Below are 607 nucleotides of genomic sequence, written 5' to 3'. Positions count from 1 at the left end.
AGCTAGCTCAAACAGCTGGAAGAACACTCGCTTAATCAGAGGAATGACTTTGTTGCACTTGACTTGACAATTGGGGAGATTTTCATTTAACAGAAAGTCTGAAATAAATTTTATTGAATCTTTTCCTTTAAAGAAATATCTAAAATACTCAATCAAAGTTTTTGGGTATGAAATATCAGTAGCATTAGAATTAAAGAAATCTTGTATTTGATTATATAAAGTAGAATTAATGGAGTTTAGATTATTATTTAAATAACAATCTAAACGGTCTGTAAAGTTCTCACCGATTAAATTGGGATCTCTTCCTGGAAAACAAGATCTTATATCAATATTTTTAATAAAATCTGCAAACTGTTTTATTTCACTATCATTTAGTTGAAAAGTTGTAGCTTTATCTTTATGTAATTTTCTAAAAATACGTAGCTTCGAACACTCTAGCAGAGAATGTAAAGAGATTGTGTCTTTATCATTAAGGAAAGACATTATTTTTTCAATCTCATCTATGGAGATACCATTAGATATCAATATAGATTGCCCTGTTGTAAAATGAAGTGCAACACAAAAGACACGTTCATCTGATATACTAGAATTGCGAAAAACAGCATAA

General features: G+C 29.0%; 1 protein-coding gene. It reads right to left on the bottom strand.

Translation table 11 applies throughout. The features are described from left to right. Nucleotides 1–607 (bottom strand): hypothetical protein (locus K1J10_RS10675; protein ID WP_223357358.1); only part of this gene is annotated, 607 nt, incomplete at both ends.

The organism is Streptococcus australis (genome assembly GCF_019930045.1).
GTDB lineage: Bacteria > Bacillota > Bacilli > Lactobacillales > Streptococcaceae > Streptococcus > Streptococcus australis_D.
Note: the sequence above shows the minus strand (reverse complement) of the source record. Positions and strands in the feature narration are given on the sequence as shown.